Here is a 21576-nt window from a genome sequence, read left to right as displayed (position 1 = left end):
TCGCCTCGTCGGGGCCTTCTGAGGCGCACTTCGTCGTCACTTCGCCGCAGAGAGGGGCACTGGCGCGGCGATGTGACGACGAAGTGCCGAAGTGAGCGCGCTCGCTCGGCAGGAGGGTCAGGAGAAGGGCAGGCGCTGCAGCTCGTCCGCGTCCTGGCGACGGCGCTCCTCCTGGGCGCGCAGCCGCTCGAGGTCGCGGCGGCGGCGCTCGGCCAGCACGGCGGCGAGCACGCGCTCGGGGGACGCCGACGGCGGCGGGGGCGGGAACACCCGCGCGACGACGTCGGCCCGCAGCTGCGCGCCGAGCTGCTCCCGCGAGGTCGGGTTGAGGCGGTGCGAGCGCGCGAGCAGCTGCCGGCAGGCGAGGGCCAGCCCGGCGGGCAGCGCGCCGACGTCGGCGGTGGACGCCCAGCGCGCCAGCTCGGGCGGCATGAGGACCTCGCGGACCTCCTGGCGGGCGGCGCGCTCGCGGACGACGACGGTCCCCGCCAGCAGGTCGCCGATGCGCTTGCCGCGCCGGTTCGCCAGCGCCGTGATGAGCGCGGGCGCGCCCGTCAGCAGCCACAGCTCGCCGACGCCGGTGAGCGCCCGGACGACCGCGTGGCGGAAGCGCACCGGGCCGCCGTCGTCGCGCACGACCCGGGTGCCCATGACGAGGCGCCCGAACGAGCGCCCGCGCGTCAGCGTCTCGACGGCCGTGGGGATGCCGACGACGAGCAGCACGAGCAGCACCGAGACGACCGTCGCCACCGACGAGGTGTTGGCCCCGCCCAGGCGGGGGAGCGCGACGACGAGGACCACGAAGCCGACGACGAGCACGACGAGCGCGTCGAGCAGGCCCGAGGCGATCCGCAGGACCGCCGACGCGCGCGGCAGTTCCAGGACCACCGCGTCGCCGGTGACGACGCCCGTCCCGAGGGCGTGGGCCAGGGCCTCGTCCTCCCGGTGACCGTGCCCGTCGGCTGGGTCCTCGCGCGGTGCGCCCACGGCGCGATGGTGGCAGACGCCCGCCCGTCCGGGTCGCACTCGGCTCGAGGCCCGGCGGCGGCGCGTCGCGGGCCCCGCTGACCGGCTCCCGTCGTCCGACGTGGCAAGGTCGTCGCCGCGACGGGAGAGGGCTGTCGGAGAGGCCTGGCATGGACGGGGAGGCGTCGTGGGGGGAGGCGCGTGAGCGCTCTCGCAGCGGGAGGGTCCTCCTCGGGTGGGGCGCCGGGCGGCGTCGCCGCGCGGCAGACGTGGCTGGACGCGGCGCGAGGGCTGGCCGTCCTCCTCGTCGTCGCCGCGCACGTCGTCGACTTCGTGTCCATGCGGGGCACTCGTGCGGAGATGCTCGAGCCGCCGCTGCACGTCATCCAGACGATGCGGATCCCGGCTCTCTTCTTCCTCGCGGGTGTCCTCTTCGCGCCCTACCTGGAGCGGTCGTGGAGGCTCGTCGTCCGCAACCGGGTGCTCCTCTTCAGCTGGCTCCTCGTGCTCTGGCTCGTCGTGGAGCGGTTGGTCGACGTCGCCCTGATGCGGGCGGACCCGCCCAGCCTCGCAGACCTCGGCGCCTACGTCGGCCGGTGGTTCCTCTTCCCCGACCACAACTTGTGGTTCATCTCCGGCGTCCTGCTCATGTGCGTCATCGCGCGACTCCTGGCCCGGGTGCGGTGGGTCCTGGTCGTGCTCGTCCTCGTCCTCGTCTCGGGGTGCCTCCCGACGCTGCCCCTGGGGCCGCTCACGGGGCTCTACGTCGCCAAGGCCCCCTTCTTCCTCGTGGGTGTCTTGGCCAGTCGTCTGGTGCTCGTCCACGGCCGCCGGATCAGCCTGCACGTCGCGGTCCTGCTCGTCCTCCTCTTCGTGCCGTTCGGCGTGCTCCGGTCGCTCGGCGTGACCGGCGTCCTCCCGTCCGCGGCGGCTAGCGCTCTCGTCGCCCTCGTCGGGCTCCCCAGCATCGTCGGTGCGGGACGTCTGCTGGCGGCGTCGCCGCTGGGCCGACCCGCGGCCTTCATCGGACGACGGACGCTGCCGGTGTACCTCGTCCACTACCCGCTCGCGCTCCTGGCGTTCAGGGCCCTGGACCTCGGCTGGGGATGGTCAGTGGTCGAGCGGCCCTACGTCACCGCGTTCGTGCTCGTCCCGGGGCTCGTCCTCGTGGCCCTCCTCGTCTCCTACCTGTCGCGGCTGAGCCGCCAGCGCTGGCTCTTCGCGACACCGAGCGCGTTGCTCGCCCTCTTCGACCGCGTCTGGCGGCCGCGGGCGCCCGTCGCCGCTCCGACGGGGCTGGGCTGGACCGGCGAGAGAGCGGAGGAGGGCGGAGGACCATCACGTCAGGGGTGACATGCTCCTCGAGGGGACTGGCCTCGTGAGGAAGGGAGAGCGCCGGTGGACGTCGACGCGTTCGTGCAGGTGCACGAGCCGACCTGGCAGCGCCTCGAGCGGCTGCTGCGCCCGGGGCGGCTGCGCGGCGAGGACGCCGACGAGCTGCTGCGGCTCTACCAGCGCACCGCCACGCACCTGTCGGTCCTGCAGGCCTCGAGCCCGGACCCGGTGCTCGTCTCACGGCTCTCCCGGCTCGTGGCGCGCGCCCGCAGCCGCATCGGCGGGGTGCGCGAGCCGGCGTGGCGCGAGGTCGCCCGCTTCCTGCTCGTGTCCTTCCCCGTGGCGGTCTACCGGATCCGCTGGGTCGTCGTCGGCGTCGCGGCGGCCTTCCTCGTCATGGCCACCGCGGTGGCGGTCTGGACGGCGACCGACCCGGCCGTGCTGGCGTCCATGGGCGGCGAGCAGGACCTGCGGCAGTACGTCGAGCGCGACTTCGTCGACTACTACTCCCAGAACACGGCGGCGTCCTTCGCCGGCCAGGTGTGGTCCAACAACGCGCGCATCGCCGCGCTGTGCGTCGCCTTCGGCATCACGGGCGTCTTCGTCGTCTACATCGTCGCCGCCAACGCGGTGGGCGTGGGGCAGGCCGCCGGGCTGCTCTTCGCCTACGACCGCGGCGACGTCTTCTTCGCCTTCATCCTCCCGCACGGCTTCCTCGAGCTCACGGCCGTCTTCGTCGCGGCGGCGGCCGGGCTCGCGCTGTTCTGGGCCTGGGTCTCCCCGGGCGCCCGCACGCGCGCGGACGCCCTGGCCGCCGAGGGGCGGGCGCTGTTCACCATCGCCCTGGGCCTCGTCGGCGTCTTGGCGGTCAGCGGGGTGGTCGAGGGCTTCGTCACGCCGGCGCCGTGGCCCACGCCCGTGCGCGTCGGCGTCGGCTTCCTCGTCTTCGCGGGCTTCTGCACCTACGTCGGCGTCCTCGGCCGCCGCGCGGCGGCGCTGGGGGAGACGGGCGACCTGCGCGCCGGTGACGTCGGCGACGTGGCGCCCGTCCGCGGCTGACCCCTGACCGGTGACCCCTGACCGGTGCCCCTGACCGGTGCCCCGGGACCGCCCCGGCGGCATCGCGACCCGCCGCCGCGCCCCTACGCTGGCGGTCCGTGACGGCACCCCGGACGACCCTCGGCTGGACCCTCCACGGCGACGGGCGCACCGTCGGCCCCGGCGAGGTGGTCGGCCCCGGGGAGCGGCTCGCGTGGTGGCGGACCGGCGTCATCGGCGTCCAGCACGTCGTCGCCATGTTCGGCGCGACCTTCCTCGTGCCGCTCATCACGGGCCTGCCGCCGGCGACGACGCTCTTCTTCTCCGCCGTCGGCACGCTGCTCTTCCTCGTCGTGACGGGCGGGCGGCTGCCGAGCTACCTCGGGTCGAGCTTCGCCTTCATCGCCCCACTCGCGGCCGCGACGGCGCAGGGCGGCGTCGCGGTGGCCCTCGGCGGCGTCCTCGTCACCGGTGTGGCGCTCGCGCTCGTCGGGGTCGTCGTCCACGTCGCCGGGCCGCGGTGGATCTCGGCGGTCATGCCGCCGCCGGTCACCGGGACGATCGTTGCGCTCATCGGCCTCAACCTGGCCCCCAGCGCGCTCGCCAACGTCGAGCAGAGCCCGGTGACCGCCGTCGTGACCCTGGGAGCGATCCTCCTGGCGACCGTGCTCTTCCGCGGCCTGCTGGCGCGCCTCGGGGTGCTCGTCGGCGTCGTCGCCGGCTACGTCGTGGCGCTCGCCCGCGGGGAGGTCGACCTCGCCCCCGTCGGGGACGCCGGCTGGGCCGGGCTGCCGCCCTTCACCGCCCCCGCCTTCGACGTCGCGGTGCTCGGGCTGTTCCTACCGGTCGTCCTCGTCCTCGTCGCCGAGAACGTCGGCCACGTCACCTCGGTGGCCGCCATGACGGGCACCGACGTCGAGCGCCTCACCGGCCGCGCGCTCGTCGCCGACGGCGCGGCGACGGCGCTCGCCGGCCTCGGCGGCGGCTCGGGCACGACGACGTACGCCGAGAACATCGGGGTCATGGCCGCGACGCGCGTCTACTCGACGGCCGCGTACCTCGTCGCCGGCCTCGCCGCGCTGGCCCTGAGCCTTTCGCCGAAGGTCGGAGCCCTCATCGCCACCGTGCCGCCGGGCGTGCTCGGCGGCGCCGCCACCGTGCTCTACGGCCTCATCGGCGTGCTGGGGGCGCGGATCTGGGTGCAGCACCGCGTCGACTTCGGCGACCCGGTGAACCTCATGACGGCCGGGACGGCGCTCGTCATCGGCATCGCCGATTACACGCTCGTCGTCGGCGACCTCACCTTCGGCGGCATCGCCCTCGGCACGGCCGCGGCGATCGGCGTCTTCCACGGGATGCGAGCCGTCCAGCGGCTGCGCGGGACGCGGCCGCAGGAGCAGCGCGCCGACGTGGTGGAGGCGGCCGAGGCGCCGTGAGGCGCGTCCGGCGACGCGCCCTGTCGGAGGGGCGCGCGGGCCCTCAGCGCGCCAGGGCGCCAGTCGTCGTGGCGACCGGGCGGCGCTCGAGCAGCAGAGCCGACTCGGGCAGCGGCGCGTCGGCCGGCGAGAGCAGGCCCGCGGCGGCGCCGCGCACCATGAGCCGCGCCTCCGCCTCCTCCCACAGCCGGCCGAGGTGCTCGTCCACGTCGGCGCGGAAGCCCGTGGGACCTCCGGGCTCGGGCGTGATCTCCCCGAACACCGGGCCGTCCTCGCCGTCGTAGAGGTCGATGCGGACGAAGGGCCGCGGCACGCACGCCGAGACGCGTCGGGCGAGGTCGACGACCGCGGCGGCGTGCGCGGGCGGACGCAGGCCCGCGGCCAGGGGCTGCTCGTCGCGCCACCCGCGCCCGAGGTCGCGCCAGTCGGCGTCGAAGAGACGCCATCGCGGCTCGCCGTCGCGTCCGGCGACCTTGGCCTCCACGACGCCGACCACCCCGAAGAAGGTCGAGCACTTCCAGTCCACGGGTCCCGCGCCGGGCCGCTGCGGGTCGGCGACCAGCTCCTCGACGAGCACCTCGGCGGAGACGACGCCCTCGGCGGCCGACCGCCGCAGGTCGGCGACGACCTCCTCCACCGAGGTCGGGCGGTCGCGCCGGACGTCGCGCAGCCCGTCGCCCGCACGCTCGAGGAGGTGGACGCCGCGGCTCCCGGCGCCGTGCACGGGCTTGACGACGAAGCGTCCGGGCAGCCTCGACCAGGGCACCTGGTCGACGTCGTTAACGTGCGCGAGGAGCTCGGCCTGGCGCACTCCCAGACGGTCGGCCCACGCGCGGGACTCGAGCTTGCTGTTGACCTCGAAGACCGGGTCGCGCACGCCCAGCTCGTGGCCGAGAGCGCGCGTCCGGCGCAGCGCCTCCCGCTGGGCCAGGAAGGACGGCCGGGGGACCGGCGCCGAGGGCGAGAGCCGCCGCCGGACCAGGGCGGGCAGGCGGCGGAGGTGACTGCGCATGAGGGGTGGCGCTCCGGGGGACGTCGACGAGGTGCCGGTGTCACCCGCCGTCACGGCCGCGGCCGCTCCGGGGAGCCGCTGCTGCTCCGCGACGCACCGAGGGTGACGGCGTCAGTCTGCCGGACGCCTCACGCGCTCGCCGCCCGTCGTGGGGCCACGCCCGTCCGGCTCCACCGCCGAGCCGGGGAGGGGGTGGTCGGCCGGGTCCAGCCAGCCCGCGCGGGCCGCACGGGCGAGGAGTCGCCCTTCGGCCGCCTCCCAGGCCTCCCCGAGGCGGCGGTCGAGGTCGGGCCGGTACGCCCCCGGGCCTCCGGGCTCGGGCGTGATCTCGCCGAAGACGGGGCCCTCGAGGCTGTCGTAGAGGTCGACACGGACGAAGGGGCGCGGCACCGCCGCGGAGATCCGCCGCGCCAGGGTGAGCAGGTCGTCGGCGTGCAGCGGCGGCCGGATCGACTCGTCCCAGGACCGGTTGAAGGCGTAGCCGGGGCCGACCGGTCGCCACGCGTCGTCGAAGGCGCGCCAGCGCGGTCCGCCGGACGTCCCGACCTTCCCCTCGATGAGGCCGACGTCGCCGAAGAAGGTCGTGAACTTCCAGTCCGCCGGAGCAGCGCCGGGGAAGAGCGGGTCGAGGACGAGCTCCTCGACGAGGGTCTCGGCGGAGACGAGGCCGTCGGCGGCCAGGCCCGACAGCCGCTCGACCACAGCGTCCTCCGTCAGCGACGCGCCGTCGCGGACGTCCACCAGGGCCGCCCCGCGGCGCTCGAGCAGGTGCACGCCACGGCTGGCCGCACCGTGCACCGGCTTGACGACGAAGCGCTCGGGCAGCTCGGCCCACGGCAGGTCCTGCGCCCGCGGCACCCGGGCGTGGACCGCGGGGCGCCGGACGCCCATGCGGTCCGCCCAGGCGGCCGAGTCCGTCTTGCTGTTGACGTCGAAGACGGGGTCGCGCACGCCTCGGACGTGACCCTGCACGCGGATCCGCCGCAGGGCCGCCCGATGGGCGACGAAGGACGGGGGAGGGGGCTCGAGGTCGAAGGGCTGGACGCGCCGTTCGACCGCCTGCAGGGTTCGAACTGCTCGAGACCTCATCGCCCCTGCCACGACCTCCACCGGCCCCCCGCTCGCACCAGCGCCCACGGCGCACCGGGCTCCCTCGCGCGGCCGCCCGACTGTAGGGAGCGGGACCTGCTGTGTCGAACCGCTCGCGGACGCCGCTGCGCCCCTCCTCACCCGTCCGGCTGACGAGGGGTGGTGGGTCAGGGGGTCGCCGCCGCCTTCTTGCGCCGGGCCCCCAGGAACTTCGTCGCGATGCCCCAGACCTCGCGCCGCGCGGACGGCCAGGCCAGCACGAGCAGGCCCGCGGCGACCACGGCGAGCCCGAGGCGGACGACGAGCGCCAGCACGGCGCCGGCGTCCGGCACGAGGAACCAGGTGACGCCCGCCACCACCCCGGCGAGCGCCGAGACCACCGCCGGCCGGACGCAGATGCGCAGGACGTCGGGCAGGGAGACGGGGGTGCCCCGGCCGGCCCGGGCGATGCCGAGGGGCGTGAGCACGAGCTGCGCGGCGGCGTAGGCGATGGCGACGCCCGTGATGCCGAAGGGCAGGCCGGCGACGAAGGCCACGATGATGACGGGGCGGCTGATGAGGGCCCATCGCGCCATGGCCCAGGCTCGACCCGACGTGGCGTAGAGCCACCCGTTCGTGAAGCCGACGGTCTGCAGGAGGCCGGCCACGGCCAGCCAGCGGAAGACCTCGGCGGACTCCAGCCACTGCCGCCCCAGCAGCACCTCCACGACGGGCGTGGCCAGGACGGCCAGGACGACGACGAGGGGCATGACGAGGTAGGTGAGACCGGTCAGCGCCGTGAGGTAGTAGCGCCGGTAGCGCTCGGGCTCAGGCCACAGGGCGGCCATGGTCGGACGAACGACGTTGGCGACGGGCCCGTGGATCTGCGTCAGCGGCAGCATGAGGAGGCCGTAGGCGCGCGTGTAGAGACCGAGGGGGTCGGCGCCGATGAAGCGTCCGATGAGGATGTTGTCCGCGTTCCGTGCCGCGTAGTCGAGGATGCGGAAGGTCGAGATGCCGCCCCCGAAGGAGACGAGCTCGCGGACGCCGGCCGCTCGGGCCGGGCGGCTCGGTCGCCACGGCACGGCCCGCCAGGTGAGGACGAGCGTGGCCGTCGACCCGGCCAGCTGCCCCAGCACGAGCGCCCAGTACCCCGCCCCGGCCACGGCGGCCACGATGGAGACGGCCGTGGTGACGACGTTCGCCGCGAAGGTGCGGACGGCGAGCGATCGGAAGTCGAGCCGACGGAGCATGAGCGCCTGGTGCTGCACCATCAGCCCGCCCAGCAGGAAGGTGGCCGACAGGGCGATGGTGATCTCGACGAGCTCCGACCGGCCGTAGAAGGCCGCGATGAGGGGGGCGCACGCGGCGACGAGCCCGGTCAGGAGCAGGCCGAGCGCCGTGTTGAGCCAGAAGAGGGCGCTGGTCTGGGCGTGGGTGAGCTGCTGCTTCTGCACCACGGCCTCGCTGAGGCCGAGCGAGCCCACCGTCGCCACGAAGCCGGTGATGGCCCACACCATCGCCATGAGGCCGTAGTCGTCCGGCGTCAGCAGCCGGGCGAGCACGACGATGCTGAGCAGGCGCAGGACCTGCGACCCCCACTGCCCCGACACCGTCCAGAAGACGCCCCGGGCGCTGTGGCCGCCCAGCCCCGTGAGGCCCCGCCTCGCGATGGCGGCTTCGTTGGCGCTCGCGCGCCGTTCCCGCCGCAGCGCGCGCGAGGAGCCCGTGCGTCCCCTCACCGGTCTCCGCCTCCCACCGGTGCTCGGTCCATCACAGGTAGACGACGCGGTACCGGTAGCTGCCCACGACGCGTCCCGCCCGGTAGGCGACCTCACGGCACAGCCAGAGCCTCCCGGTGCGGTCCCTGGCGGCGAGACGGACGAGGTGGGGGATCGACCGGAGGCTCCTCACCGTGTCGCGAGGGGTGTACCGCATGCCGTGCGCGCGGAAGTCGCGGTACAGCATGGGGTGCTGGCGGCCCCAGATGTACATCTGCTTGACGGACTTCTTGAACGAGGTGCGCATGCGGTAGTGGACGATCGACGTGGGCACGTCCGCGAGCGTGTGACCGGCGAGCTGGAGCCTCCAGAAGAACTCCGTCTCGGTGCCGCCCCGGACGTAGTCCTCGTCGAAGCCGCCGAGCTCTTCCCAGATGGTCCGTCGGAAGCCGGCGTTGGCGCCGATGGGTCGGGGGAGGAAACCCAGGTGCACCTGGATGCCCGCCTCACCGGCCGGTCGTCCCCACAACTTCGCGTAGTCGCTGTTGAGCTGCTCGCGCTCGAGGCGACCACCGACCCCGCCGGCTCCCTCGAGAGCGGAGGCCATCGCCTCCAGCCAGTCGTCGTCCACCTCGTCGTCCGAGTCGCAGAGGAGCACGAGGTCGGCTCGCGCTGCCCGGGTGCCGATGTTGCGGGCGACGTTCGAGCCGGTGCGCGCGCTGGCGTCGACCCATCGCAGGCCCGGCAGTCGGTCGGCGTAGGCGGCGACGACCTCACGGGTGCCGTCGGTCGACCCGTTGTCGGCGACCAGCACCTCGAACGTCCGCTGCGTCCGCTGCCGCGCCAGGGCGTCGAGCTGCTGGCCCAGCGTCCGGACGGCGTCCAGGGTGGGGATGACGACCGAGACCTCCGGGGCCTCCTCGTCGTGCACGGGCTCAAGGCCTGGCATGGACGCACTCCTTAGACGTGTGGTGGCGAGAACGGGCTCCCTCCACCAGCTCCGGGCGGGAGGAAGGGCGTGCTGGGGCGCGCCTCATCCGCGGCTGCTCACGCGGTGCACGACCTCGTAGCCCAGGCGGTAGGCGTGGACCAGCGCAGTGGCCAGCACCAGCCGAGCCCTGTCCACGGGTCGCGCTCGGAGGCGCTCGGCCCGCCGCCACGTCGAGCGCAGAGGAGGCACCAGTGCTCGGCGCCACCCGTCAGGGTGCATCGGGCGCCCTGAGGTGCGCTCGAGGGCGACACCACCCCGCGCCACCCGCCTCATCTTGGCGAGGAGGGGCCGCATCGTCGGCCTCGTCGGGTGGTCGACCACGCTCTCCGGGGCGTAGACGGCGCGCAGGCCGGCGCGCGAAGCGCGTTGACCCCACTCACGGTCGCCGCTGCTCGCGAGGTGCGCGTCGAAGAGCCCCGCGTGCTCGAAGTCGGAGCGGCGCACGACCAGGTTGGCGGTGACGGCCCAGCCCAGTTCTCGTACGTAGATGTCCTGGCGGAGATCGTTCCCGAACTGCCACACCTCGGCCAGCGTCAGACGGGAGGGGTCGAATGCCCGCATGCTGACCGCCCCACCGAGGAAGACGCCGGGGCCCTCGCGCTCCAGCACCTCGACGGCCGCCTCGAGCCAGGTCGGCCGGGGCAGGCAGTCGGCATCGGTGAAGGCGAGCACGGCACCACGAGCGACGCGGACCCCGGCGTTGCGAGCGGCGTAGGAGCCGCGCTGCGGCTCCCTTACGACCCGGACGTCGAGCCCGGGCACCATGGCCGCGACGGCGCGGACGTCACCGTTGTCGCCGTTGTCGACGACGACGACCTCGAAGGGACGACGGGTCCGCTGGGCCGCGAGGTGCTCGAGGGTGGAGCGCAGCCCGCCCCGGTCCCCGTGCACGGGAACGACGACCGAGACGAGCACGTCGCGCGGGACGCTGGCGTCGTCCGGCATGCCGAGGTCCCCCCCAGGGGTAGAGAGCGGGTGGTCGCCGGTGAAACCTACAGCCGCCCCGCGGCCTTGAGGGCCAGGTAGGCGTCAGCCAGGCGCGGGGGCAGCTCCTCCGGCGTCCCGCGCACGACGTGGACGCCGGCCCGGCCCAGGCGCTCGACGAGACGGTCGGTCTCGAGCAGCACCCGCTCCGCGGCGGCGGCGTCGTAGACCTCGACGGCGTCGGCGCGCCGGTCACGCATCTCCTCGACCCGCGGGTCGGTGACGGAGGCCACGACGACCTGGTGGCGTGACGTCAGCTGCCCGAGCACCGGCAGCAGGCCCTCCTCGACGGCCGCCGGCTCCAGCGGCGTGAGGAGCACGACGAGCGCCCGGCGGGTCAGCGCCGTCCGCACCGTGCGGGCCACGAGCGTCCAGTCGGCCTCGACGAGGCGGGCCTCCAGCGGGGCCATCGCCTGGACCAGGGCGGGGAGCAGGGCCGCGCCCGTCGTCCGCTCGACGCGGGCGCGGACGCGGCGGTCGGCGGCGACGAGGTCCACGCGGTCCCCGGCCCGGGAGGCCAGCGCCGCGAGCAGCAGGGCCGCGTCCATGGCCGCGTCGAGCCGCGGTGCGTCCGCGACCCGCCCGGCCGCCGTGCGCGAGGTGTCGAGGACGAGGAGGACCCGCCGGTCGCGCTCGGGCCGCCACGTGCGCACGACGAGCTCCTGGCGGCGGGCGGTGGCGCGCCAGTCGATCGAGCGCACGTCGTCGCCCTCGACGTAGTCGCGCAGGCTGTCGAACTCGGTGCCCTGCCCGCGCACCTGCACGGCGGAGCGGCCCTCGAGGTCGCGCAGGCGGGCGAGGCGGCTCGGCAGGTGGCGGCGGGAGCGGAAGTGCGGGAGCACCCGCAGGGACGCCGGGACCTCGCGCGAGCGCTGCCGGGCCGCAAGTCCCAGCGGCCCGACGGCGCGGACGGTCACGCGGTCGCCCACCCGGTCGCCGCGGCGCGTGGGCAGCAGCGGTGTCACCAGCCGGCGGCGCTCGCCGGCGGGGACGTCGACGCGGTGCCGGTCCCCGGACGGCCCCGCCGACGGGCCCCAGGCGTCGCGGACGACGCCGCGCAGGCGGCGCGGCCCGGGGTTGGTGACGAGGAGGGCGCTCTCGGCCGGCTCGCCGAGGCGGACGCCCGCGGGCACCTGCCGCTCGAGCCCGAGCCGCCGGGGGGAGGCCGCGAGCGCGAGGTCGACGCCCACGGCGACGAGCACGAGCGCGGCCCACGTGACGGGCGGCGCCCACCCCGGCAGGAGGCCGACGGGCACGGCGCCGAGGGCGACGAGGAGGACGAGGCGTCCGGTGACGTGCACGCCGGGCTCAGCGCGGGACGGCGACGCCGCCGAGGACGCTGGTGAGGACCGCGTCCACGGTCACGCCCTCGAGCTCGGCCTCGGGGCGCAGCTGGACGCGGTGGCCCAGCGTCGCGGGGGCGAGGGCCTTGACGTCGTCGGGCGTGACGTAGTCGCGCCCCTGCAGCCACGCCCACGCCCGGCTCGCCGCGAGGAGCATCGTCGCGCCGCGGGGCGAGACGCCCAGGGACAGCGACGGCGCCTCGCGGGTGGCCCGGACGACGTCGACGACGTAGCCCAGGACGTCGGGGGCCACGCGCACCCCGCCGACGGCCCGGGCGCCGGCGGCCAGGTGCTCGGGGCCGGCCACGGCGCGGAGCCCGGCGGCGGCGAGGTCACGCGGGTCGAAGCCGGTCGCGTGGCGCTGCAGCACCTCGAGCTCCGCCTCCCGGGGCGGCAGCGGGAGCCGCAGCTTGAGGAGGAACCGGTCGAGCTGCGCCTCGGGCAGGGGGTAGGTGCCCTCCTGCTCGACGGGGTTCTGCGTCGCCGCGACGACGAAGGGCCGGGGGAGGGGGCGCGGTCGGCCGTCCACGGTGACCTGCCGCTCCTCCATCGCCTCCAGCAGGGAGGCCTGCGTCTTCGGCGGCGTCCGGTTGATCTCGTCGGCCAGCAGGAGGTTGGTGAAGACGGGGCCCTCGCGGAACACGAGGTCGGAGACCCCGGCGTCGTAGACGAGCGACCCGGTGACGTCACCGGGCATGAGGTCGGGCGTGAACTGCACCCGCGCCGTGTCGAGGCGCAGCGAGGCCGCCAGCGCGCGCACGAGGAGCGTCTTCGCCGTCCCCGGCACGCCCTCGAGGAGCACGTGGCCGCGGGAGAGGAGGGCGACGACGAGCCCGGTGACGGCGACCTCCTGGCCCACGACCGCCTTGGCGACCTCGGCGCGCACCGCCGTCAGCGCCTCGCGGGCCTCCTCGGCCGAGGGCAGCTCCTGTTCGGCCGGCAGGTCGGCGGCGAGGTCCGGCGCGGTACCGGGGCCGGCGTCGAGGACGGGCGCGGGCGGCTGGTCGGGCGGCAGGTCGGGGTCGGTCACGATCGGCGGACCTCTCTCTCGAGGGCGTCGAGGGCGTGCGCGAGGGCCACGAGGCCCTCGTCGTCGCCCGGGGCGGGGGAGCGGAGCAGGGCGTCCACCTCGGCGGCGGGCCGTCCCGTCGCGGCGGCGGTGGCGGCGACGACGGCCGCAGCGCCCGCGGAGGGCGGGACACCGAGCCGTCCGGCCAGACGGCCGAGGCAGGCGGAGCGCAGGACGGCGGCGGCGTGGGCGCGGTCGCCCGAGGCGCGGTACAGGCGCCCGCGGCCCTCGACCGCCTCGGCGGCGCGCACGACGACGGGCAGGCGCTCCGGCACCAGCCGGCCCAGCCGGCGCCCGCGCCAGAGCAGGAGCAGGAGGGCGGCGACGCCGAGCACCTGGGCGGCGCGCACGAGCCCGGGCGGCACGAGGGCGGACAGGGGCAGCGGCTCGTCGGACAGCGCGGGGTCCAGCGGGTCGGGCAGGTACCAGACGAGGGAGCCACGGGCGCCGAGCGTGGCCAGTGCCAGGGCGGCGTTGCCCTCGTCGGCGACGCTCTCGTTGCGCAGCACGTCCGGCTGGCCGAGCACGACGACGCGCCTGCTCCCACCCTCGCCCGTGCCGTCGCCGCCGGAGGCCTCGACGACGGCGTACGGCGCTCCGCCGAAGGGGAGTCCGTAGCAGAGCGTGACGTCCGGGTCCTCGTCGTCGCGGGGCTCGACGAGCGCGCCGCCGCCGGTCGCCGGCCCGGCGGCCGTGGCGGCCGGCAGGTCGCACTGCGGCGGCACGGCGCTCGCCGCCTCGACGTCCTCGCCGAGCCGCAGCGACGGGGCCACCACCGCGAGGTCATCGGCCGTCGGCTGCACGAGGAGGAGGTCGGCGCCCGAGGCCGCGAGGTCCTCGAGCTGGGCGGTGCCGAGGGGGGCGGTGGGGACGACGAGCACGGCGGCGCCACCCGGTCCGGCGGCGCGCACGGCGTCCAGCGTGGCGGCGGCGCTCGTCGTGCGGGTCACCTCGACGCCGAGGTCGCCGAGCACCTGCGCGACGGCGCGGGCGCCGTCCGGCTCGGGGCTCGCGGGGTCCAGCGCCCCGCGGCCCGTGCCGCGGGAGCCGACCACGAGGGCCACGAGGACGAGCACGGCGAGCACGGCCAGGGCGACCGGCCCCCGGCGCGGTCGGCGACGGGCGCGGGGCCGGTCCCCGGCGCTCTCGGGCGGTGCGCCGGCGGCGACCGGAGCGGCGGTGCTCACGTCGGCGCCCCGGTGCTGGCGGGGGACGGCCGGCTCGCGCGGACCGCGTCGTCGAGACGGCGCAGGCGGGCGTCGTCCTCCGCGCTGCCGGGGGCGGAGCCGTAGACGACGTCGTCGAACACCCGCGCCCCGGCGCGCAGGTCGGCGGCGACGGGCGGCAGGGCGGCCCCCAGCTCGGCGGCGGCCTCGGAGGCCGTGCGGCCCGGGCGCTCGTCGAGCAGCACCCGCTCCTCGGCGCCGCGCACGACGGCGCGGAAGCGCTCGGCGACCGCCCCCGGCCAGTCGCCCGCGCGGGCGAGGGCGTCGGCGCGGGCGCGGTGGTCCTCGGCGCTGCGGCGGGCGCCGGCGAAGACCTCGGCGGCGGCGGGCTCCGGGGTGCGCCGGCGTCGCACGACCTGGGCGCCCACCCGGAGCGCCACGAGGACGAGCACGACGAGGGCCGCGACCACGAGGGCGTCGACGGCCGGGCCGGCGTCCAGGTCGTCGGGGAGCAGCTCGAGCACGCGGTCGCGCAGCCACGTGAGGGCCCGCTGCAGCAGCCCGGGACGCGCCTCGGCGTACACCGAGCCGCTCAACTCGCGGACGAGGAGGTCCTGCGCCTCGTCCCGGCCGAGATCGACGGGGGCCGGGACGGCCGCCGGCGCGGCGTCCAGGGCGCCGTTCAGGACGTCGGCTCCGCGGCGGCCCGGGCCAGCTCGACGTCGAGGCCCTCCTGACGGATGCGCAGGTCGGTGTAGAGCAGCGCCCGCACGGCCGAGACGAAGGGCTGGACGAGGACGCTGGCGACGGTCGAGAGCAGGAGGGTGATGAAGAGGGCCGCGGCGTCGGCGGCGCCGCCGCTGGCGGCCACCTGGATGACGCCGGCCACGAGGCCCGCCGGGACGACGAGCACGCTCGTGGCGATCGACGACAGGACGAAGGTGAGCAGCAGCACGCCGAGGACGCGCCAGAAGGTGCCGCGGACCAGCCGGGTGCTGCGTCCGAGGGCGGAGACGACGCCGCGTCCCTCGAGCAGGAGCGCCACGGCGGCCAGCGACCACGACACCGTCAGCCAGACGGCCGCGGCGACGCCGAGCAGCGTCCCCAGGACGATGCCGACCACCCCGGCCGACGTGCTGCCCGTGAGGAGCAGGAGAGCTCCGAGGCCCGCCCCCAGCAGGACGAGGACGGCGGGCACGACGTTCGTGAGCAGGGCGAGCCCGACGAGGGCGAGGACCCGGCCGCGCACACGCCGCCACAGCTCGCCCGCCGGCACCGTGCGCCCGATGACGGACCCGCTGACCGACAGGACGAGGAGCCCGGTGAGGACCGTCGTCGCCACGAGGGAGACGACGCCGGTGACCGGGTCGACCCCGGCGAAGTCCAGGGCGCCGAACTCGCCGCCCGGACCAGCGGTGGCCTCCGCGGGCAGCGAGTCGTTGACGAAGGAGGCCAGCGCGCCGCCGAACAGCGGGGTCAGCAGCAGGGAGATGACCGCGACGGCGCCGAAGACGACGGCGCTCACGCCGAGCATGACGCGCGGGTTGGCGCTGATGGCGCGGAAGCCGCCCTCGAGCAGCTCCAGCGCGCCCAGCGGCCGCAACGGCACGATGCCCGGTCGCTGCGGCGCCGACCACGCGGCGCCGGCGCCGGGGGGCGGGCCCCAGCCGCCGGCGGGGGCGGGCGGCGGTGCGGACGCGTCGTGGGCGCCGGGGGCGCCCACGGACCAGCCCTCGCTCGCCGCTCCTCCCGGTGCCGCGTCGTCGCGGCGGCCGTCGGGGTCGCCCGGGCGCGCCCAGCCCTGCTGCTCCGTCATGCCCGCCGCGCCCCTGTCTTCGCCGTCGTCGTGGGGGCCCGCGGGCGTCTCGCGCGCGTCCCCTCTCCCCGTGGGCGGATCTTCGCACGAGGGGCCGACGGCGAGCGGCGCGCCGCAGGATCGTCGCGGCCCGGGTGCGACGCCGGCATCGACGCTCCGTGACCGTCCTCACCCGTCGGAGTGAGGTCGTCCCGATGTGCCGTCACTGCGTGACGGATGGCCCTCCGGCCCCTAGCCTGGGCGGGCGAGACAGCGGCGTCCGCTCCTGACCGACAGGTGTCGACGGCGTCCTCCGGGGCGCTGGTACGGAGGACGCGCCCCATGGACGGACGACAGAGCGCCGCTGCGCTCGCCCGCGTGCCGAGGCCCGCTCGCACGACCCCCGCGGACGGGCCGGTCGTCGAGGACGGTGCGGTCGCGCCGCTGGCCACCGCCGCCGCTGCGCCCGTCGCGGCGGCCCCTGCGCCGCGCACGCAGGACCCGCGCGACGCCGGCTGGGAGGGCCGCTACGCCCGCCGGCTGCCCCTCGTCGACGGCGCGGCGGCCCTGGTGGCGGCGCTCGTCGCCTACGCGGTGCGCTTCGGCTCGCTCGGGTCCGGCGCCTGGTGGTGGGAGATCACCCACCAGCCCGCCTGGTCGGTCCTGCTCCTGCCGGTGCTGTGGGTCGCCGCCGTCGCCGTCATGCGCGGCTACGAGACGCGCTTCCTCTTCACCGGGCCGGAGGAGGCGCGACGGGTCGCCTTCGCCGGCGTGAGCGTCGTCGCGGCCGTCTCGACGACCGCGTACGCCTTCGACCTGCAGGTCGCGCGCGGCTACGTCGTCGTGGCGCTCCCGACGGCCCTGCTGCTCACGCTGGCCGCGCGCTACGCGCTGCGGAAGCGCACCCACCGCCTGCGCCGCGCCGGTCGCCGGACGGCGACCACCCTCGTCGTCGGTCGCGCCGAGGGGATCCGCGACATGGTGGGCCAGCTGGAGCACGCGCCCCAGCAGGGCCTGCAGGTGGTGGGCTGCTGCACGACGTCGGCGTCCCTCGTGGGCCCCGGCGGCGTCGTCGAGGAGCTGCCGGCGCCCGTCCTCGGCGGTTTCGACGACGTCGTCGACGTCGTGCGCCGCGACGGCATCCAGACCGTCGTCGTCCTGCCGTGCGCGGAGATGGACAGCCTGCGGCTGCGTCGCCTCGGCTGGCGGCTCGAGGAGACGACCGCCGACCTCGTCGTCGCCCCCGGCATCGCCGAGGTGGCCGGCCCCCGGGTGGCCATCCGCCCCGTCGCCGGCCTGCCGCTGCTGCACCTGGAGCGCCCCGAGCTGCGCGGGGTCCGCGCACTGGTGAAGCGGGTCGTCGACGTCGGCGGTGCCGGCCTCGGCGTGATCGCCCTCTCCCCGGTCCTCGCCGTGCTCGCCCTGCTCGTGCACCGGTCCGGCCCCGGTCCCGTCTTCTTCCGCCAGGAGCGGGTGGGGGAGGACGGCCGGCCCTTCGACATGCTGAAGTTCCGCAGCATGGTCGACCGCGCCGACGAGCGGCTCGGCGAGCTCATGGCGGGCAACGAGGGCAACGGCGTCCTGTTCAAGATGAAGGGCGACCCGCGCGTCACTCCGATCGGGCGGGTCCTGCGCCGCTACTCCCTCGACGAGCTGCCCCAGCTCTTCAACGTGCTCAAGGGCGAGATGTCCCTCGTCGGGCCCCGCCCGCCGCTGGCGTCCGAGGTCGAGCGCTACGGCCAGGACATGCACCGCCGCTTCGCCGTGAAGCCCGGCATCACGGGCCTGTGGCAGGTCAGCGGTCGTTCGCACCTGTCGGCGGAGGAGTCCGAGCGCCTCGACGTGCGCTACGTCGAGAGCTGGTCGCCGGCCACCGACGCGATGATCCTGTGGAAGACGGTGGGCTCGGTCGTCAAGGGCAAGGGGGCGTACTGAGCGCCGCGAGCGGGCCCGGCCGCGCCACCCTCCCGGGTGACGGCCCTTCCCGCGCGTCCGTGGGCCCCCAGCGCGGGCCCGTACCCTCCACCGGTCAGGTCGTCGACCGTGGGGAGCAGCAGGTGTCGAGCACCGAGCCGAGCACCGGCCCGTCCGAGGTGCCCGTCGAGGTGGTCCCGGTGGACCACGAGCCCGTCAGCCCCCTGACCGCCTTGCGGCGGCACTGGGTGGTCGGAGCCGTCCTCACGATCGCCGGCGCCCTGGTCGGCGCCGCCGTCGGCGCGGCCACCCCCGCGACCTACACGTCGGAGTCCCGCGTCGCGGTGGGCAGCAACGACCTCCTGGCCCTGTCCGTGCCGGGGTACGCCTACGCCGCGAGCCAGCTCGCGGAGAGCACCGCGCGGTACGTCGACAACTCCCAAGCCCTCGGCGCGCTGGAGCCGGTGCTCGGCGCGGACGCGGACGAGGTGGACGAGGTGTCCGCGTCGCCCATCCCCGAGTCGAACATCATCCGGGTGGAGGTGTCCGCGGCGACGCAGGAGGTCGCGACCCGCGGGACGGCCGCCATCACCGACTACCTGCTCGAGCAGTCCGCCCGGGTCAACACGAACAGCGACGCCGACGAGCTTCTCGCGCAGTACGCGGACCTCTCCCGGGAGGTCGCGCAAGTGACGGCGGAGCGCGACCGCCTCTCGGCCGACATCCAGAGCGCCTCGGCCATCGCGCCGCCGTCGGCAGAGGTCCAGGCGCAGCTGGTGGACCTCGAGGCGCAGCTGTCGGTCCTCACGGCACGCCAGAACGCCCTCGAGGCGAGGTACGAGGACGCCGTCACGACCGAGGACCTCTCCTACCAGCTCGTGACGGTCGCCGCGGCGGAACCGTCGTTCGACACCGCCACCACGCAGGTGCAGCGGTACGGGCTCCTCGGTCTCGTCGCCGGCCTTCTCGTCGGGCTGCTCGCGGCGGTCCTCCTCGAGCGGCGGCGTGGCCGTCAGGCGCACGCGCCCTCCGAGGGTCCTGACGGTGACCACGAGAGCGACCCGGCGACCGCCGACGCCGCAGGAGCCCCGGAGGCGCGGGCGCGCGGGCGCTCATGAGGCGCTGGGGCCCTGAGCGGCCGGCGTACCTGTGGCTGTTGCTTGCGACCCTCGTCCTCAACGTCGTCTCGGGGACGGGGTCCGACGCCCTCGGCCTCCCCATCAGTCCTGACCGGCTGACCCTCGCGGCGGCGCTGGGTCTCCTCGTCCTCGACCCGTGGGCGTGGCGGCGCACGAGGTTGAGGGTCCGGCCCGTGCACGTCGCCATGGTGGCGCTCGTCCTGCTCGCCACCTGGTCGGCCTTCGTCACCGGCACGCTGCTGACCGGGTACGGGCTCTTCGCGCTCGCCGACCGCCTCGTCGTCCCCTTCCTCCTCTTCACCCTCGCGCCCGTCGTGTTCTGCACCCCGCAGCGTCGGGACCTCCTCCTCAAGACCCTGACGTTGCTCGGCCTCTACCTCGCCGTCACGGCCGTGCTCGAGCGCGTCGCCCCGCCCCTGGTCTTCCCGCAGTACATCGCTGACCCCTCCCTCGGCATCCAGGCCGGGAGATCGCGCGGGCCCTTCCTCGCCAGCGAGGCCATGGGGCTCGTCCTCGTCCAGTGCGCCTTCGCCGCCGCTTTCCTGTCCTCCCGGTGCGGGCGACGGTGGCGCAGGGTCGCTCTCACGACGACGGTCCTGTGCTCCATCGGTGTGCTCCTCACGCTGACCCGTTCCGTCTGGCTCGGCGCTCTCGTCGGCGTGGTCGTGGTCTGCCTGCAGCAGCGCAGGCTGCGTCGCCTCCTACCGGTCTTCCTCGTCGGTGGGACGGTGGTCGTGGTGGCCCTGCTCGCCGCGGTTCCGGCCCTGCAGGCGGCCGTCAACGAGCGGGCCACGACCACCCGTTCGCTGGACGACCGCAGGAACGTGAACGAGGCCGCTCTGCGCATCGTCGAACGGGAACCGCTGACAGGGGTCGGCTGGGCCCGCTTCATCGACGTGAGCGACGAGTACGTCCGGCAGGCGGACGACTACCCCATCACCAACATCGCCATCGAGGTCCACAACGTGCCGCTCGGGCGCGCCGCTGAGCTGGGTCTGCCGGGGGCCCTCCTGTGGCTCGCCGCCGTGGTGCTCGGTCCGGTGTCCGCCGTCGTCGGCAGGGTGGCGTCCCGCAGCCCGGACGACTCCGACCTCGTGGGGTGGCGTCTCGTCCTCACGGGCGGCGCCGCCGCTTGGGGCGTCGCCGTCCTCTTGAGTCCTGTGCCATACCCCTTGCCCAACTACCTCCTCTTCCTCCTCGCGGGGCTCGTCCTGCAGCCTCGGCTCGTGGCGTTCGCGCGGGGAGGCGACTTTCGTCTGAGGAGGAGACCCGCTTCGGTCGACTGACCGCCCTTGAACGGCGTCTTCGCAGGCCGCGCCGATGCACGGAGCTTTTCCCCGTATCGGCCCAGCGTCGTTCGCCCTGCCGAAGGACGGCACCAGTCGCCGGCGCTCCCTGACGTCAAGGAGGAAAGCCATGCGCGCGATGTCTCCCGTACGGCACCCCACGGATGGGGAGCCATTAGGGAAGGAACCTCCGTTGATCGCTCCCCTCATCCGTCGCGCCCTGCATCGACCCCTCGCCTGCGCGGCTGCGCTCGGCCTCGTCGCCCTCACCGGGGGCGGGGTGGCCACTGCTGCGCCCAGCTCGACGACCTCGGTCACCTCGGTCGTCGCCAGCAGCCCGTCGACCGGTGTCGCGAGCTCGAACCAGTTCTGGCGCCAAGACGTCAGCAAGGCGCCGCTGCACCCCAACTCCAAGGCCATGGCTGCAGACGTGGCCAAGCAGGTCGCCGACCACTGGGGCGGCGTCGCCGCTTTCAACGCGAGCAAGTTCGGGACGAGCGTCTACACCGTGCCCGCCACGCAGAAGCGCGTGGACATCAAGTTCTGGAACTGCCAGAACAAGTCGAGGACACCCGACGGTCTTTACGGCGAGGGCGGCCAGTTCACCTCGGTCCCCGTGCCGACCAACGCCGTGGTGGCCGGTGGGACGGACATGCACCTCAGCATCTACCAGCCTTCTTCAGACACCCTCTGGGAGTTCTGGAAGGCGCAGAAGCGCTCGGACGGCTGGTACGCCTGCTGGGGCGGTCGCATCGACGACTTCTCGACGAGCGAGGGGAACTTCAAAGGCACCTTCGGTGCCGCTGCCAGCGGTATCGCCATCGCGCCGGGGTCTGTCCGCGCCGACGAGGTGAAGGCCGGCAACATCAACCACGCCATGTCACTGCAGCTCATCAGCCCGAAGCACTGGAAGACCGTCAGCTGGCCGGCGGTCCGCAGCGACGGCACGAGCACCTCGTCCTCGGCCGTCGCGGAGGGCCAGCGACTGCGTCTCGACCCCTCGGTGAACGTCGACGCACTGGGCCTCCACCCGGTCGCCAAGGCGGTCGCCAAGGCGGCTCAGAAGTACGGCTTCGTCGTCACCGACGCGGCCGGTGCGGTGGCGGTCGTGGGCGAGACGGGTGCCGGGCTCAAGGCTACGACGGGCGTCGACCCTTGGAGCTCTGTGCTCGGCGGGACCCCTCAGTACGCGGTCATGAAGGGCTTCCCCTGGCACAAGCTGCAGGCGCTGCCCATGGACTACGGCAAGCCGGGCACGCCGTCCGCCCCGAGCGCCACCACCGCACCGACCGTCCCCGCCTGCGCCTCCTGAC

18 protein-coding genes are annotated in these 21576 nt (G+C 75.4%); 7 read left to right on the top strand and 11 right to left on the bottom strand.

Annotated elements, in window-relative coordinates:
- Positions 1-117 precede the first annotated feature (117 nt).
- The gene (locus WDV85_RS00320) at positions 118-987 is read right to left on the bottom strand and encodes an RDD family protein (protein ID WP_339568735.1); all 870 of its coding nucleotides are present in this window, start codon (positions 985-987) and stop codon (positions 118-120) included.
- Positions 988-1167: 180 nt separating this feature from the next.
- Between WDV85_RS00320 and WDV85_RS00315 the strand changes: the two genes are divergently transcribed.
- The 3 genes from WDV85_RS00315 (at position 1168) to WDV85_RS00305 (ending at position 4775) form a co-directional block, all read left to right on the top strand.
- A complete protein-coding gene (locus tag WDV85_RS00315; RefSeq protein WP_339568734.1) occupies positions 1168-2319 on the top strand; it encodes an acyltransferase family protein in 1152 nt (383 codons plus the stop codon).
- Between the two features lie 45 nt (positions 2320-2364).
- Positions 2365-3360 carry a stage II sporulation protein M gene (locus tag WDV85_RS00310; protein ID WP_339568733.1) on the top strand — a complete coding sequence of 332 codons (996 nt, stop codon included), beginning with the start codon at positions 2365-2367 and terminating at the stop codon, positions 3358-3360.
- 98 nt (positions 3361-3458) lie between these two features.
- On the top strand, positions 3459-4775 hold the full coding sequence (locus WDV85_RS00305) for a uracil-xanthine permease family protein (protein ID WP_339568732.1): 1317 nt from the start codon (positions 3459-3461) through the stop codon (positions 4773-4775).
- Positions 4776-4818: 43 nt separating this feature from the next.
- Here the strand turns inward: WDV85_RS00305 and WDV85_RS00300 are convergent, their stop codons facing one another.
- From WDV85_RS00300 to WDV85_RS00255, 10 genes are all read right to left on the bottom strand, one after another.
- Positions 4819-5787: an ATP-grasp fold amidoligase family protein gene (locus WDV85_RS00300; RefSeq protein WP_339568731.1), complete on the bottom strand. Its 969-nt coding sequence runs from the start codon at positions 5785-5787 to the stop codon at positions 4819-4821.
- Between the two features lie 111 nt (positions 5788-5898).
- Positions 5899-6738 carry an ATP-grasp fold amidoligase family protein gene (locus WDV85_RS00295; protein WP_339568730.1) on the bottom strand — a complete coding sequence of 280 codons (840 nt, stop codon included), beginning with the start codon at positions 6736-6738 and terminating at the stop codon, positions 5899-5901.
- 305 nt (positions 6739-7043) lie between these two features.
- A complete protein-coding gene (locus WDV85_RS00290) occupies positions 7044-8597 on the bottom strand; it encodes a lipopolysaccharide biosynthesis protein (protein ID WP_339568729.1) in 1554 nt (517 codons plus the stop codon).
- Positions 8598-8628: 31 nt separating this feature from the next.
- Entirely contained in the window at positions 8629-9525 is an 897-nt protein-coding gene (locus tag WDV85_RS00285) for a glycosyltransferase (protein WP_339568728.1), read from the bottom strand.
- Positions 9526-9609: 84 nt separating this feature from the next.
- Entirely contained in the window at positions 9610-10512 is a 903-nt protein-coding gene (locus tag WDV85_RS00280; RefSeq protein ID WP_339568727.1) for a glycosyltransferase family 2 protein, read from the bottom strand.
- 47 nt (positions 10513-10559) lie between these two features.
- Positions 10560-11852, bottom strand: coding sequence for a DUF58 domain-containing protein (locus WDV85_RS00275; RefSeq protein WP_339568726.1), 1293 nt, complete (start codon positions 11850-11852; stop codon positions 10560-10562).
- 7 nt (positions 11853-11859) lie between these two features.
- Positions 11860-12924 carry an AAA family ATPase gene (locus tag WDV85_RS00270; protein ID WP_339568725.1) on the bottom strand — a complete coding sequence of 355 codons (1065 nt, stop codon included), beginning with the start codon at positions 12922-12924 and terminating at the stop codon, positions 11860-11862.
- Positions 12921-14150, bottom strand: coding sequence for a DUF4350 domain-containing protein (locus WDV85_RS00265; RefSeq protein ID WP_339568724.1), 1230 nt, complete (start codon positions 14148-14150; stop codon positions 12921-12923). Before WDV85_RS00265 ends, WDV85_RS00270 begins: the two co-directional genes overlap by 4 nt.
- Entirely contained in the window at positions 14147-14725 is a 579-nt protein-coding gene (locus WDV85_RS00260) for a DUF4129 domain-containing protein (protein WP_339568723.1), read from the bottom strand. The genes WDV85_RS00265 and WDV85_RS00260 overlap by 4 nt, the downstream gene beginning before the upstream one ends.
- A gap of 86 nt (positions 14726-14811) precedes the next feature.
- Positions 14812-15945 carry a hypothetical protein gene (locus tag WDV85_RS00255; protein ID WP_339568722.1) on the bottom strand — a complete coding sequence of 378 codons (1134 nt, stop codon included), beginning with the start codon at positions 15943-15945 and terminating at the stop codon, positions 14812-14814.
- 321 nt (positions 15946-16266) lie between these two features.
- On the opposite strand from WDV85_RS00255, the gene WDV85_RS00250 reads away from it, so the two are divergent.
- The 4 genes from WDV85_RS00250 (at position 16267) to WDV85_RS00235 (ending at position 21575) form a co-directional block, all read left to right on the top strand.
- Positions 16267-17859, top strand: coding sequence for a sugar transferase (locus WDV85_RS00250; RefSeq protein WP_339568721.1), 1593 nt, complete (start codon positions 16267-16269; stop codon positions 17857-17859).
- A gap of 122 nt (positions 17860-17981) precedes the next feature.
- Positions 17982-18956 carry a hypothetical protein gene (locus WDV85_RS00245; protein WP_339568720.1) on the top strand — a complete coding sequence of 325 codons (975 nt, stop codon included), beginning with the start codon at positions 17982-17984 and terminating at the stop codon, positions 18954-18956.
- 38 nt (positions 18957-18994) lie between these two features.
- Positions 18995-20263, top strand: a complete 1269-nt coding sequence (locus tag WDV85_RS00240) for an O-antigen ligase family protein (RefSeq protein ID WP_339568719.1) — start codon at positions 18995-18997, stop codon at positions 20261-20263.
- Between the two features lie 193 nt (positions 20264-20456).
- Complete coding sequence (locus tag WDV85_RS00235; protein WP_339568718.1) at positions 20457-21575, top strand: hypothetical protein; 1119 nt, start codon at positions 20457-20459, stop codon at positions 21573-21575.
- Position 21576 lies beyond the last annotated feature (1 nt).

Source organism: Pseudokineococcus sp. 5B2Z-1 (assembly GCF_037482305.1).
Taxonomy (GTDB): Bacteria; Actinomycetota; Actinomycetes; order Actinomycetales; family Quadrisphaeraceae; genus Pseudokineococcus.
The sequence above is the reverse complement of the archived record's forward strand: the minus strand, read 5'-3'. Positions and strand labels throughout refer to the sequence as shown.

Coding starts and splice junctions, on each gene's coding strand:
- WDV85_RS00300 (WP_339568731.1), bottom strand. CDS start 5,787: ATGCGCAGTCACCTCCGCCGCCTGCCCGCCCTGGTCCGGCGGCGGCTC.
- WDV85_RS00285 (WP_339568728.1), bottom strand. CDS start 9,525: ATGCCAGGCCTTGAGCCCGTGCACGACGAGGAGGCCCCGGAGGTCTCG.
- WDV85_RS00280 (WP_339568727.1), bottom strand. CDS start 10,512: ATGCCGGACGACGCCAGCGTCCCGCGCGACGTGCTCGTCTCGGTCGTC.
- WDV85_RS00255 (WP_339568722.1), bottom strand. CDS start 15,945: ATGACGGAGCAGCAGGGCTGGGCGCGCCCGGGCGACCCCGACGGCCGC.
- WDV85_RS00250 (WP_339568721.1), top strand. CDS start 16,267: ATGGACGGACGACAGAGCGCCGCTGCGCTCGCCCGCGTGCCGAGGCCC.